Annotated in this window: 10 protein-coding genes and 1 tRNA gene; 5 read left to right on the top strand and 6 right to left on the bottom strand. The window is 62.0% G+C overall.

Annotated features, from left to right (window positions below):
• Positions 1 to 54 precede the first annotated feature (54 nt).
• The gene (locus BGK68_RS24875; RefSeq protein ID WP_075259279.1) at positions 55 to 1,551 is read right to left on the bottom strand and encodes an aminotransferase-like domain-containing protein; all 1,497 of its coding nucleotides are present in this window, start codon (positions 1,549 to 1,551) and stop codon (positions 55 to 57) included.
• Between the two features lie 101 nt (positions 1,552 to 1,652).
• Here BGK68_RS24875 and BGK68_RS24870 point away from each other — a divergent pair, with 101 nt between their 5' ends.
• Positions 1,653 to 3,368, top strand: a complete 1,716-nt coding sequence (locus BGK68_RS24870) for a M24 family metallopeptidase (protein ID WP_075259278.1) — start codon at positions 1,653 to 1,655, stop codon at positions 3,366 to 3,368.
• Positions 3,369 to 3,799: 431 nt separating this feature from the next.
• On the opposite strand, the gene BGK68_RS24865 is transcribed toward BGK68_RS24870, so the two are convergent.
• A tRNA-Thr gene (locus BGK68_RS24865) sits at positions 3,800 to 3,875 on the bottom strand.
• A 128-nt stretch (positions 3,876 to 4,003) separates the two neighbouring features.
• On the bottom strand, positions 4,004 to 4,498 hold the full coding sequence (locus BGK68_RS24860) for a hypothetical protein (RefSeq protein WP_075259277.1): 495 nt from the start codon (positions 4,496 to 4,498) through the stop codon (positions 4,004 to 4,006).
• 271 nt (positions 4,499 to 4,769) lie between these two features.
• Here BGK68_RS24860 and BGK68_RS24855 point away from each other — a divergent pair, with 271 nt between their 5' ends.
• Positions 4,770 to 5,096, top strand: coding sequence for a plasmid stabilization protein (locus tag BGK68_RS24855; RefSeq protein WP_075259276.1), 327 nt, complete (start codon positions 4,770 to 4,772; stop codon positions 5,094 to 5,096).
• Between the two features lie 130 nt (positions 5,097 to 5,226).
• Here the strand turns inward: BGK68_RS24855 and BGK68_RS24850 are convergent, their stop codons facing one another.
• Positions 5,227 to 6,369 carry a branched-chain amino acid ABC transporter substrate-binding protein gene (locus BGK68_RS24850; protein ID WP_075259275.1) on the bottom strand — a complete coding sequence of 381 codons (1,143 nt, stop codon included), beginning with the start codon at positions 6,367 to 6,369 and terminating at the stop codon, positions 5,227 to 5,229.
• 206 nt (positions 6,370 to 6,575) lie between these two features.
• Between BGK68_RS24850 and BGK68_RS24845 the strand changes: the two genes are divergently transcribed.
• The 3 genes from BGK68_RS24845 (at position 6,576) to rpiA (ending at position 10,151) form a co-directional block, all read left to right on the top strand.
• Positions 6,576 to 7,088: an Lrp/AsnC family transcriptional regulator gene (locus BGK68_RS24845; RefSeq protein ID WP_013235408.1), complete on the top strand. Its 513-nt coding sequence runs from the start codon at positions 6,576 to 6,578 to the stop codon at positions 7,086 to 7,088.
• 523 nt (positions 7,089 to 7,611) lie between these two features.
• Positions 7,612 to 9,375 (top strand): cation:proton antiporter, encoded by a 1,764-nt coding sequence (locus BGK68_RS24840; protein WP_075259274.1) that lies wholly within the window; start codon positions 7,612 to 7,614, stop codon positions 9,373 to 9,375.
• 104 nt (positions 9,376 to 9,479) lie between these two features.
• Positions 9,480 to 10,151, top strand: a complete 672-nt coding sequence (rpiA, locus tag BGK68_RS24835; protein ID WP_075259273.1) for a ribose-5-phosphate isomerase RpiA — start codon at positions 9,480 to 9,482, stop codon at positions 10,149 to 10,151.
• A gap of 216 nt (positions 10,152 to 10,367) precedes the next feature.
• Here rpiA and BGK68_RS24830 read toward each other — a convergent pair whose 3' ends face one another.
• Both BGK68_RS24830 and BGK68_RS24825 read right to left on the bottom strand, forming a co-directional pair.
• Complete coding sequence (locus BGK68_RS24830) at positions 10,368 to 13,136, bottom strand: M16 family metallopeptidase (protein WP_075259272.1); 2,769 nt, start codon at positions 13,134 to 13,136, stop codon at positions 10,368 to 10,370.
• Positions 13,137 to 13,268: 132 nt separating this feature from the next.
• Complete coding sequence (locus tag BGK68_RS24825; RefSeq protein WP_075259271.1) at positions 13,269 to 13,544, bottom strand: oxidative damage protection protein; 276 nt, start codon at positions 13,542 to 13,544, stop codon at positions 13,269 to 13,271.
• Positions 13,545 to 13,575: the final 31 nt, after the last annotated feature.

Raw genomic sequence — 13,575 nt, 5'->3', positions numbered from 1 at the left:
CCTCCGGGCGGTTTTTTGCACCCGATTTCAGCACTTACTATGGCCAGTCCACATTTACAATTTGTCCGATGCGCGCTGTAGTCGCGCTACCGCACGTACCAGCTCATCGGGTGACATTGAGGCAAATCCCAAACGCAATCCATTGATGGACTCTCCCAGCGGCGAGAACTGGCTGCCGCTGCGCACGAACAATCCTTCGCTGATCGAACGAGAGGCCAGAGCGTCGACGTTCATGTCATCCGTGAAGGTCACCCACAGCGCCAGACCACCCTCGGGGACTTGAGTGGAGATGCGGTCTCCGAAGCTGCGCCGCAGACAGTCCAGCAATACTTCAAGGCGCTGCCGATAATGCTTGCTGCTGCGCTTGACGTGGCGGCGTAGTTCACCATTGACAATGAGTTCGGCCAGCATCTTCTGAAGGATGGCGTCACCGTGGGTGACCAGCAAACGCTGATTGCTCTCCAGGGTGGTGACCAGGTTCTCGGGGCCGACCACGAAGCCGCACCGAAAGCTCGGTCCAAGCAGCTTGGAGAGCGAACCGACGTAGATCACATGACGCTGCCACGGATCACTGGCCAGTGGCGCATGCGGACGACCTGTGAAGTGGTATTCATGGTCATAGTCTTCCTCGATGACGGAAAAACCATGACGGATCGCCAGGGCGAGCAACTTCTCGCGACGATCGGCTCGCAGGCTCACCGTGCTGGGGAATTGGTGGTGCGGTGTCAGGTAGATGAAACGAATAGGATTGCGCCGGCACAGGGCGTCGATCTGCTCTACCTTGCAACCGTGGGCATCAATATCCACCACCTCCACGCGTGCGCCCAACGCCCGGAAAATGGCCCAGGCCGGCGGATAGCTGAGCCGCTCCACCACCACCGTATCACCAGGTTGTATCAACGCTGCCGCTGCCAGGTGCAAGGCCATCTGCGTGCCCTGGGTCAGGCAAATGTTAGAGGGCGCAACCGGCAGCGCGCGGGTGGCACTCAGCATGTCGGCCAAGGCCTCGCGCAGTTGGCTGGCCGATTCCAGGTTACCGTAGCGCACCCGGCCATTGCGCAAGCCCTCACGTAGCGCGCGGCGATAGTGTCGGTGCAGGATGGCCTGGGGCAGCAGGCGATGATCCGGTGAACCGTTGTCGAAGTACATCATCCGCCGATCTCGCATCGCACCCTGCGGCGGCAATTCATCGAAATAACCGGGCAGCGACAACTTCTGGAAGGCTGGTGCAAACAGTCGCTCTTCCAGCGCGACTGCGCTGATGCTGGTGTGAACCGTAGCACGGTCAAAGGCGGTGCTGACGAATGTTCCGCTACGCTCGCGGCTGACCAGCCAGCCTTTGATGGCCGCTTCTTCATAGGCCACGATCACGGTCTTGCGATTGACGCGCAGCATGGCGGCCATCTCGCGGGTTCCTGGAAGTGCCGCGCCGGGGGGCAGGCGACCGTCACCGATGGCGCGTACCAGGCCGGCCACGATATCCCGATAGGAGATGGCTGCGCCGGCATGAGCGAGATCGAGCAGCAAGCGCCAGTTTCTGATCTGGACCATATGAAATTATCAAAACTGGAGGTATTAGAGGGTCCTATTCTAGTCGCACAATCGCTTCCTCGATGACAGGCCATTGCGGCACAGGGACAAGGGAGAATGACATGCAGGAGCACTACAGGATAACCATCGCCAATGATCCGCAAGAATTCACCTGCGGTGACGGATTGCTGCTCGACGCAGCACTGGAAAAAGGCATCTCGCTGCCCTTTTCCTGCCGGCGCGGCGAGTGCGGATGCTGTCGCGTGCGCGTGCTGGCAGGCCAGTATCGGCGCGAACCCTACCATGCCCTGGGCACCCCCTATCCACTTTCCGAGGATGAGATGCTGCTGTGTCAGAGCCATGCCTGCAGCGACATGCACATCGAAGTTCCGGGCTGGCCGCTACCGGCACAGGCCTTGCGCTTCGAAGCCGACGTGGTGGAGAAGCGTCCCTTGAGCGCCAGCGTGACCTGCCTGGTACTGCGCCCTTGCGACGGTCAGCAGCCGCCGGTGCGTCCGGGGCAGTACCTGCGCTTCTATCTCGATGATGGCAGCAGCCGTTGCTTCTCGGTGGCCAACCTGCCCGCTCTGGAAAAGGGCCTGCTTGAATTCCATATCAGGCAGGTACGGGATGGTCAATTTTCCGGGCGCATGCTGACGAACCTGCGGGCCGGTGACAGGCTGACACTGGAGGGCGGCTTCGGTGCCTGCACCTGGCAGGCTGCGGCCGCATCCGGTACCCGCGAGCTGGTGTTGCTGGCCACCGGCACCGGCTATGCCGGCATCAAGCCCATCCTACTGGCGGCGCTAGCCGATGCACAGGCTGCACCGGATCTGCGCGTGACCCTTTACTGGGGCAATGCCACAGCAGACGATTTCTATGATGAGGTCTTCCTCAATGCACTGGCGACGCGCGACTCGCGCTTTGGCTGGGTCGCCGCCAACGGCACCCTGGATGAACAGGTACAGGTGCTGGCTGGTACCGGTGACCACCAATGGTCCGCGACGCAACTGGTCGCCTGCGGCAATGCGGCCATGATCGCCGCCCTCCGCCAGGCCGGCCCGCACTGGGGCGTATCGCCTCGGCATTTATTGACGGAGGCCTTCGTCCCATCGGGGGCCAGCTTGGCGCCGCTGGCGCGCAGCAGCGTAGATCCAGTGTTCGAACGGGTGGGACCGCGTTATGCGCTAGAGGGCATGCTCACCGCGCGCGCCCAGTCCATCCGCGCCGTGGCGCAAATCGCCGGCAAGCTCAGGGTCGGCATGTCGACCGCCGACGCGGTGGAGATGGCGGACCGGCACCTGCGCGCAATGGGGGCCACCCACACCTGGCACCCGACCTACATCCGCTTCGGCGATGATACGGTGCGCACGCCGCGCCAAGGCGTGCAGCGCGAGCGAGTGCTGCGCCAGAGTGATATCGTGGTGGTCGATATCGGTCCGGTCTGGGATGGTTATGAGGGAGATTTCGGTGATACCTTCGTCTTCGGCAACGAGTTCTTGCACCACGCCTGCGCCCAGGCCGCACGCGACGTCTTCGATGCCACCCGGGCAAAATGGGAAACTGGCCTGAGCGGTCGTCAACTCTACGATTTTGCCCAGGCCGAGGCCTTGCGCGGAGGCTGGCTGCTGGAGCGTAACCTGGCGGGACATCGTGTCTCCGATTTCCCGCATGCCTTGTTCGGCCCGGCCAAGCTGGCCGAGATGGATATCACTCCGAGCCAGGCACTGTGGGTGCTGGAGATTCAACTGCGTCATCCTAGCTATCCGGTGGGCGCCTTTTATGAAGACCTCTTGATCGGGCTGCCGGGGCAGGCGGCTCGGGGCCATTTGTCCTGAGTCGTGGTGCGGCCGCGTATCGAAGGTGTGCTGGCCTGACAGGCTGATGAGCACTTTTGTTACGGCCCTGAAGGGGCTCGTTAATCCAAACGGTTACAAATAAGGCCTGTTCGCATTTTCACGAATGGCCCCAAGGCGCAGGCATACCGAAGGTCGGGCAAAGAAGATCAAGAGATGTGATTTCATCGCGAGTGGCCAAAAATGACCAAGTGCGCAGATATTGCACCATTTGAGGTATTTGATGGTCAACTGCGGACATCTGGCAAGCGCCACCACTTCTCCTGCTCAGATGTCACCGAGTGCCTTTAATGGTCACCTTATTAATGCGAGCTAATTTAAGGGAAGGGTGCCTAAGTGAGAAAATTGCGGAGCAAAGCCAGAATTGCGGAGCAAAAAAAAGCGGCCTGCATCGCTGCAAGCCGCTTCTGTTCTGGTGCTGATGGGCGGAATCGAACCGTCGACCTACTGATTACGAATCAGTTGCTCTACCAACTGAGCTACATCAGCAAAAGTCCGCGATTATAGCCGTTTCTTTTTCCTTCTTCCACTCCCCGCAGAAAAATTCCCTGCCGTCCCTCCCCAAGGTACAGCCCTGGCCACCTGCTGCGGGACGATACAGCGGAGACAAGCCCTGCTCAGCTATCGAGCTTCTTGTCCTCTTCCTTGGCCTCTTCCATAGCGTCCGGCTCCAGCTCCTCGGCCACGCGGTTGCAATAAATGAAATAGCCCCAGGCGGCCAGCAGCGCGCCGGTGCCGGCCAGCAGGGCGGCGGCATAGATCAGCTCTTCGGGCTCTTCATGCACGGCGCGGAAGGTCATCACCAGCGCCTCGATGGCCAGCGCGACCACCACCACCACGAAAAAGCGCGACAGGAAACGCCTTACCCGCGTCGGGGCGCTGATGTTGGCGTCGCGTACGACCTCTTCCTCGGTGATGGTCTCGGCAATCTGAAAGGCCACCACCGCCGCCGCCAGGATCCCGATGGCTTCGATCAGCGCCTGGGCCTGCGGCAGGCCCCATCCTTCCATCACCGCTTCAAATCCCATCCGCGCGGCAATCGCGATCAGCGCAAGCGCGCCCGCTGCAAACAGCACCGCAATCACCCCATGCACGAGGCCAAACATGCCCATGATCTTTTTCACTAAGTCCTCCCGCGTTCCTTGTTGTTGAAGCGTTTGGACTGGCCTGGTGGCGAAAGGTTGTACAGCTTTATCACGGTGATGATATTTCCAGGTGGAAAATCTGTGTCGTTGGGCATCGGTCGTAACAGGCGTCGCTGCCTCTCCTACAGTCATATCAGCGCCCGGAGGATGGCAGGGCAGGGTGCCAGTGACTAGGATGCAGACATGGGCGAGCGACATCCGCCGTCTTCATCATCTTCATCTTCATGAGGAGGTCATCATGCCCCAGGCTGCATGGAGCAATAAACGCGAACGCCAGTACGAACACATCAAGTCCGGCGCCCTCAAGCACGGGGCCGGGACCAAACGCGCCGAGGAAATCGCGGCGCGCACTGTCAACAAGGAACGCGCCCGCCATGGCGAATCCAAGACGGCCAGCAAGACTTCGACCGAGGATATGTCTTCTTCCCGCCGTGGAGGCTTGCGCTCGCATAGCGGCTCGGGTGGTCGTACCTATCAGCAGCTCTATGCTGAAGCGGCTTCCCGCAAGATCAAGGGCCGCTCGAGCATGAACAAGGCTGAGCTGGAGAAGGCGCTGCGCGCCTGAGGATGCCAGGAACCATATAAGCGCATAACCATATAAATCGTATAAACAAAAATGCCCCCGGCTCGCACCGGGGGCATTCCTTGGCATGTTGCCTGAGCCGGCCCAGGGGCCGGCCTGCTGTCGCAACCGATTACTTGGTCACGGCCAGCAGGGTGCGTTGGCCGCCCTTGTAGGTGTACAGGGTCAGCGAACCGTCCTTGATGTCGCCCTTGGCGTCGAAGGCGATGACGCCGGTTACGCCCTTGTGGCTGATCTTGGCCAGTTCGGGCAGGTACTTCTTGGGATCGGCGGAGCCGGCCTTGGCCATGGCGTCGGCCACGGTCATGGTGGCGTCATAGGCGTAGGCGGCGTTGTAGACCACGTCGATGCCGAACTTCTTCTTGTAGGCAGCGCGGAAGTCGTCCATGCCCTTCTTGCCTGCCTCGTCCACACCACCGGCTTCGGCGCAGATCACCTGGTCGTCGCCCAGGCCGTCACCGGCCAGGCCCGGCAGGGAACCGGTACAGATGCCGTCGCCACCCATGAACTTGGCGCTGATGCCCAACTGCTTCATCTGGCGCAGCATCGGGCCGCCCACGGCGTCCATGCCGCCGAAGAAGACCACGTCGGGCTTCTTGCCCTTGAGCGAGGTCAGGATGGCGTTGAAGTCGGTGGCTTTGTCGTTGGTGTACTGGGTGCCGACGATGGTGCCGCCGGCCGCCTTGGCGCCCTTGGCGAATTCGTCAGCCACACCCTGACCATAGGCGGTGCGGTCGTCGATGACGGCGATCTGCTTGGTGCCCAGCTTCTGCACGGCATACTTGCCCAGGGCTGCGCCCAGTTGCGCGTCGTTGGCCACCACGCGGAAGGCGGTCTTGAAGCCTTGCTGGGTGTACTTGGGGTTGGTCGCCGAAGGCGAGACCTGCGGGATGCCGGCGTCGCTGTAGATCTTGGAGGCCGGGATGGTGGTGCCCGAGTTCAGGTGGCCGATCACGGCGGCGACCTTCTGGTCGACCAGCTTGGTGGCCACGGCAGTAGCCTGCTTCGGATCGGATGCGTCATCTTCTCCAACCAGCTCGAACTTGACCTTCTTGCCGCCGATGGTGAATCCCTTGGCGTTGAGTTCGTCCACGGCCATGCGCGCACCGTTCTCGTTGTCCTTGCCCATGTGGGCGTTGGGGCCGGACAGCGGGCCGACGTGGGCGATCTTGACGACTTCCTGGGAATACGCGGCGCCTGCTAAGGCCAGGCCGATTGCAGCGGTTAATGGAATAATGGCGCTCTTGAGTTTCATAGAATTCCTCTGTAGATTGAATTGACCACTTTTAATTTGTCTCACTACTCAAGCTTTATTCAGATCCCTGTTGCGGGGGCTGGGCGTCCCGCTTTGCTTTCGTCCCCGACTTTCTGAATAATGCAGACGGTACAACATAAGAATCGGCTTCGCCAAGTTTTTTTTTAAGCGGCTTGCCCAAATAAAACCCTCCTGACTTTTGCCCCATGGCTGCCAAACATCACACGCTCGACAAGGTGGACCGCAAACTGCTCAACATGCTGCAGAAGGACAACCAGATTTCCACCCGCGTGCTGGCCGAAAAACTGCATATTTCGCAACCCACCTGCCTGCGCCGCATCCGTGACCTGCGCGAGGCCGGGATCATCAGCGCCGAGGTGGCCATGGTGGATCCCTTCGCGCTGGGCTATGGCATGCTGGCCTTCCTGGAGATCTCGCTGAACAACCAGTCCGACCAGCATATGCAGGACTTCGAGCAGCGCATGGCCAAGGAGGCCGAGGTCATGCAGTGCTACTTCGTCTCGGGCGAATACGACTACTTCCTGGCGGTGCACGTCATCGACATGGACGCCTACTACCAGTTCGTGCGGCGGGTCATTTCCGGGTCGGGCAATGTGCGCCATTTCCAGTCGCGCTTCCCGATGAAGCGCGCCAAGTTCACGACCCGCATCGCCTTCGACGAAAAGGCTGCCGAAGTGCTGGTGCGCGTGCCGGGGTGAGCCGGCAGTCCGCCTGGATGATCTCCCGCTGTGCGAGACTTTCGGTTTAGCAGGTTTCATGCCTGGCGGCACCATTACTGCTTTGTTAGTCCCTTGACCAGGACGCTGACGGAGATGCCCCAGGTTTACTAACTTTCCACGCGACAGGCCAGGTCGGCCGTGTCGTTTGCATTGCGGGCGGGTTGCCTCTTGTGTTATTTTCGGGGAATCCCGTGGCGAGGGCCATCCCTTGCGCCTTTGCCGCCGCGACCCTACGCACCAAGAGCGGACACAGATCAGCACCCAGCGCCGGCCGTTCGCCGGCCCGCCAGCAGCACCAGACATCCCTGACATCCAGCACCGCGCCACCTCTGCGCCAGCCTTCCTGGCCGCAGCAAAGCCTGTCGTGGTGCAAGGGCGCTGCAAAATGGCGCAGGCAGGGCCGCAGTGAGCACTGCCACCGGGCTGCGCTGCGTTCAAGACACGGTTGCCGCTGGACCCGTTCCATCCGCCGCCACCTCAACCAGAAAGGAATCCCCGTACGATGCACGAAGTCGAGTTATTCATCCAGGACATGGCGATCATCATGCTGATTGCCGGCATCGTCACCGTTGTCTTCAACAAGCTCAAGCAGCCAGTGGTGCTGGGCTATATCGTGGCGGGCGTGATCATCGGCCCGCACACTCCGCCTTACGACCTGATCCAGGATGAAAAGACCGTGCACATCCTCTCGGAGCTGGGCGTGATCTTCCTGCTGTTCTCGCTGGGGCTGGAATTCAGTCTCAAGAAACTGGCCAAGGTGGGGGCGACGGCCTTCATCGGCGCGGCCGCCGAGATCCTGCTGATGATCTGGATCGGCTACGAGATCGGCCTCTACTTCGGCTGGAAGCGGATGGACGCCATCTTCCTGGGCGCCATGCTGGCCGTGTCGTCCACCACCATCATCGTCAAGGCCTTGAATGAGCTGGGCATGAAGAACGAGAAGTTCGCCCAGATCATCTTCGGCATCCTCATCGTCGAGGACATCCTGGCCATCGGCATGATCGCGCTGCTCTCGGGCGTGGCCACCAGCGGCTCGGTGGATTCCACCGAAGTCTTTACCACGGTGGGCAAGCTGGTGCTGTTCATGACGGTCTCGCTGGTGGTGGGCATCCTGGCGGTGCCGCGGCTGCTCAGCTTCATCTCCCGCTTCAAGAGCAACGAGATGCTGCTGGTGGCGGTGCTGGGCGTGCTGTTCGGCTTCTGCCTGCTGGTGATGAAGCTGCAATACAGCGTGGCGCTGGGGGCCTTCCTGGTCGGCGCGGTGATGGCCGAGTCGCGCCACCTGCACCGCATCGAGCGTCTGGTCGAGCCGATCCGTGACATGTTCTCGGCCATCTTCTTCGTGGCCATCGGTCTGCTGTTCGATCCCAATGTGCTGGTCAAGTACTGGATGCCGATCACGGTCATCACCGTGGCGGTGGTCTTCGGCAAGCTCATCAGTTGCGGCCTGGGGACCTTCATTGCCGGGCAGGGCGGGCGCACGCCCATGCGCGTTGGCATGGGCCTGGCGCAGATCGGCGAGTTCTCCTTCATCATCGCGGCGCTCGGCCAGAGCCTCAAGGTCACCAGCGATTTCCTCTATCCCATCGTGGTGGCGGTCTCGGCAGTCACCGCCTTGCTGACGCCTTACCTCATCAAGGCCGCCGATCCGCTCTCGGCCAAGGCGGTGACGCTGGTGCCAGCGCGGGTCTCGGGCCTGATGGGCATGTATTCTCGCTGGCTGGAAAGCCTGCAGCCCACCGGCGACCGCGCCGAGCTCACGCGCATCATCCGCCGCATCCTGATGCAGGTGATGGTCAACCTGGCGCTGGTGATCGCGGTCTTCCTGGGCGGGGCCTTCTTCGTCGATGGGCTGTCGCGCCAGCTGTCGGGCTGGACGCCGGACCCTGATGTGCAGAAGGCCATCATCTGGGGCGGCGCGCTGGTGCTGTCGCTGCCCTTCCTGATCGCTACCTACCGCAAGCTGCAGGCGCTCTCGATGCTGCTGGCGGAGGTCAGCGTCAAGCCCGAGTTCGCGGGAGCGTATACTTCGGGGGTGCGCAAGATCGTCTCCGAGGTCTTGCCCATCATGTCCATCGTCGGCATCATGCTGCTCATTTTCGTGCTGAGCGCCAGCATCCTGCCGCCGCTGAACCTGCTGGCCTTCGTGCTGGCGGGCGCGGCAGGGCTGTTGTGGTTGCTGTGGAGCAAGCTGGTCAAGCTGCATTCGCGCTTGCAGATCGCGCTCTTCGAGACGCTGGATGAGCAACCTGACGATGCGCACTGAGATTTTTTCTCCCGCCTGTTAAGAATTAATGATTTGAGAATTCGTAAGTTCTACGGCGTGGGGAATCAAGTTTTTATTTACGTTCTATTAATTAATAAGAAATCATGACTCAAGACGAACTGAAGCAGGCCGTGGCCAAGGCCGCCATCGAATATGTGGTCGATGGCGAGATCATCGGGGTGGGAACGGGCTCTACTGCCAATTTCTTCATCGATGAACTGGGCAAGATCAAGGACCGCATCAAGGGCGCCGTGGCTTCCTCGGAAGCCACGGCAGAACGCCTGCGTTCGCACGGCATTACCGTCTTCGATCTCAACGAGGTCGAGACCATGCCGGTGTATATCGACGGGGCCGACGAGATCAATGGCGGCGGCGCCATGATCAAGGGTGGCGGCGCGGCGCTCACGCGCGAGAAGATCGTGGCCTCGGTGGCGCAGAAGTTCGTCTGCATCGCCGATGGCTCCAAGCTGGTGGAGGTGCTGGGCAAGTTCCCGCTGCCGGTGGAAGTGATCCCGATGTCGCATGCGGTGGTGGCGCGCAAGCTGGCAGCGCTGGGCGGCGAGCCGCGCCTGCGGGTCAAGGACGGCAAGCCGGTGGTGACCGATAACGGCTGCTACATCATCGATGTGCTGGGTTTGTCCATCACCGATCCGGCCGACGTGGAAGACAAGATCAACAACATCGTCGGCGTGGTCACCAATGGCCTGTTCGCGCGCCAGGGGGCCAATGTCTGCCTGCTGGGCACGGCTGACGGGGTGAAGAAGCTGGAATTTTGAGGGAGGTCCTGACCGCCGTTTTGACTTGTAATTCGCCTTGTAGTGATTGTTGGTACTGGCCTGGTTCAGTTGGGCATCGATAAATAGTCAACAAGAAATCAAACAAGCAGTCAAACCAGCAGTCAATGCAGGATAAAAAATGGCCGTGTCATCGCGACACGGCCATTTTGTTTTGGGCGCATTCATGAAGGGCGCGGCTGCGCCACCCTCATGCCATCAGGGCTTGCGGACCTTGGCCTCGTCGCGGGCGATGACGGTAGTCATGCGCGCCGGATCGACATACTTGCGCAAGGCCGCGTTGACCTGGGCCAGCGTCAGGCTGGCCAGCTTGTGGTCGAGCTCCTGTTGCCACAGGAAGCTGCGGTCCTGATTCATCAGCGAGGTCCATGCTGCGGCTACGCCATCGTTGCCGGCGCGTTGCTGATTGCGCTGTTGCAGGATGCCGGACTTGGCGCGCTGCAGTTCTTCCTCGCTGAAACCGTCCTTGAGCACGCGGGCGATCTCTTCACGCACGGCGGCATCGACCTTGTCCAGGTTCTGGGGCGCGGCGATGGCGTAGATGGTCAAGTGGCCGGCGTCGGTCAGGGCGGCGACCTGCAGACCGCTGTAGATGCCGTAGGACAGGCCGTCCTGCTGGCGCACGCGGTCGGCCAGGCGCGACTTCAGGCTGGAACCACCCAGCAGGAAGTTGGCCACGGCCAGGGCAGGGTAGTCGGGATCGGTGTCGCGCAGGCGGATGTTCTGGCGCGCGAAATAGACCCCGTTTTCCTTGTCGGGGGTATCGACGAGCAGGCGCTTGGCGGGGATATCGGCCCAGGTCTGCAGCACTCGTGCATAGGGCGCGGCGCTGGGCCAGCCGCCAAAGGCCTGGTCAATGGCGCTGCGCGCCTGGGCGGGGTCGAAGTCGCCCACGACCGCCAGCTCACCCTGGGATGCGCCGTAGAAGCGGCGATGGAAATCCTTCACCTGCTCCAGCGTCACAGCACGCACGGCGGCGATACGCTGCTCCAGCGTCTGCGCGGCACGCCAGTCGCCCGCCAGGTAATGGTCGAAGTGGACGGACAGCGCCTCTCCAGCACGGGTGTCAGGGTCCTTGCGACCGGCTTCCAGCCCGGCCACGGTCTCGTTCTTCAATTGCTCGAACTCGGCCGCATCCATGCGCGGATGACGGAACACCTCACCCACCAGGGCAATCGCCGCAACCAGATTCTCGCGGGTGGTCTGGAAACGGTAGAGGCTGCCATTGATCTTCAGGCGGGCGAATTCATCGGCCAGCTGGCGGCGGTCCAGCTTGTCGGTGCCGCGCATGAGCATGGCCTCGGTCAACTGGGCCACGTTGCGCTGGCCGAACAGGCTCTGGGCGTCGCCAAAGCGCAGGTGCAGGCTGACCGACACCGTCTGGCCGCGTGACTGCTTGGGCAGCAGCGCCAGGTCCAGGGCGGTATGGGGCGGCTGGCCGGGGGCGATGCGGGTAGTGCGCTGTTCGATATTGGCCGGGGCCGGATCGAAGGCTTCGCCCGAGGCAATGGCCGTGCGCGGCTGGTATTGCGACAGCAGGGTATCGATGCCCGGGGCGGTGGGGATCTCGGCGCGCTGGGGATGGTCGTCGGGAATATAGAGGCCGACGGTGCGGTTGTCGCGGCGGAAGTAGCGGCCCGCAGCAGCGGCGATATCGGCACTGGAGAGGCGCTGCATCCGGTCACGTTCGATGAAGAGCAAGCGCCAGTCACCGCGGGCGATGGCGTTGGACATCGCCACGGCCAGCTGTTGCGGATTGTTTTGCAGGGTCTCGAAGCTGTTGGCGGCTTCGCGATGCAGGCGCGCCACTTCCTCGGGTGTGGGCGGCTGGGTGCTGAAGGATTCGACGGCGCTGATCATGGCCTGGCGCACCGCGTCCAGATCACCGCCGACCTTGACCTTGGCCACCATCATCTGCAGGCCAGGGGCCATTCCTTCCAGCGGCATCGCATAGACCTCGGTGGCCATGCCGGTTTCCACCAGCGCCTTGTGCAGGCGGCCATTGGGCGTGTCGGTCAGGATGTCGGCGGCAAAGCCCAGGGCGGTGGCGTCGGGGTGCAGGGCGGAGGGCATCTTGTAGGCCAGTGCCACCAGTTGCTGGTCACCGCGACGGCGGATCACGAATTGCCGCTCGCCGTCCTGGGTCGGCTCGACCGTCCAGAACGCGGGCAGGGTGCGCTTGGGCTTGGGCAGGCGACCAAAGCTCTGGTCCACCCATTGCAGCACCTGGGCCGGATCGAACTTGCCGGCGATGAGCAGCACGGCGTTGTCGGGCTGGTAGTAGGTGCGGTAGAAGGCTTGCAGGTTCTCGATGCGCACGTTCTCGATATCGCTGCGCGCACCGATGGTGTTGCGGCCATAGGCGTGCCAGTCATAGGCCACGCTCTGCATGCGCTTCAACATCACGCGGGTGGGCGAGGTCTCCCCGGCTTCGAACTCGTTGCGCACCACGGTCATCTCGCTGTCGAGATCCTTGCGGGCAATCTTCGAGTTGAGCATGCGGTCGGCTTCCATGGCGATGGCCCAGCGCAGGTTGTCCGGGCTGGCCTGGAAGGTCTCGTAGTAGTTGGTGCGGTCCAGCCAGGTGGTGCCGTTGAAGTTCATGCCGCGCTTGCTGAAATCCTGCGCAATGCTGGGATGGCGCGGCGAGCCCTTGAACATCAGGTGTTCCAGCAGGTGCGCCATGCCGGTCTCGCCATAGTTCTCATGGCGCGAGCCGACCAGGTAGGTGATGTTGACCGTGACCGTGGGCTGGGAGTCGTCCGGCAGCAGGAGCAGCTTGAAGCCATTGGCGAAACGGTATTCGCTGATGCCCTCGGCGCTGGGGCCGGCGCTCACGCCCGCTGGCAGGGACTTGATGGCCGCCGGCGGCGCTGCTTCAGTAGCAGCGGCCTGCACAGCGGGGGCGGAAAGGAAGCAACCCAGGCTCAGGACCAGGATGGCAAGACGCGGACAACGCAAGGACAAAGTGGACTCCTGCATGAATCGGAAAAGGAATCCGCATTGTAGTGCTTGGCGCGGCTGGCGCGGGGGCAATAAAAACGCCGCCGTGGCGGACCAGGGCGGCGTTCCGGGTGGCGACCCCTGCCGGGCGCAGCCTTATTCGCTGGGCGGCGGCACGTAACCGGCGGCAGCGTCGGCGCCTTCGCCGAAGAAGTGCTTTTCCATCTGCGCAGCCAGATACTTGCGGGCGCGGGCGTCGGCCAGCATCAGGCGGTTTTCGTTGACCAGCATGGTCTGGTGCTTGAGCCAGGCGGCCCAGGCTTCCTTGGAGACGTTCTCGAAGATGCGCTTGCCCAGTTCGCCCGGGTAGGGGGGGAAGTCCAGCCCTTCGGCTTCCTTGTTCAGTTTGATGCAGTGGACCATGCGTGCCATGTCGATTCCTTGGTTCGTTAAGATGAAATGC

The sequence above is a fragment of the Herbaspirillum camelliae genome (assembly GCF_001929405.1).
Lineage (GTDB): Bacteria > Pseudomonadota > Gammaproteobacteria > Burkholderiales > Burkholderiaceae_D > Herbaspirillum > Herbaspirillum seropedicae.
Note: the sequence above shows the minus strand (reverse complement) of the source record. Positions and strands in the feature narration are given on the sequence as shown.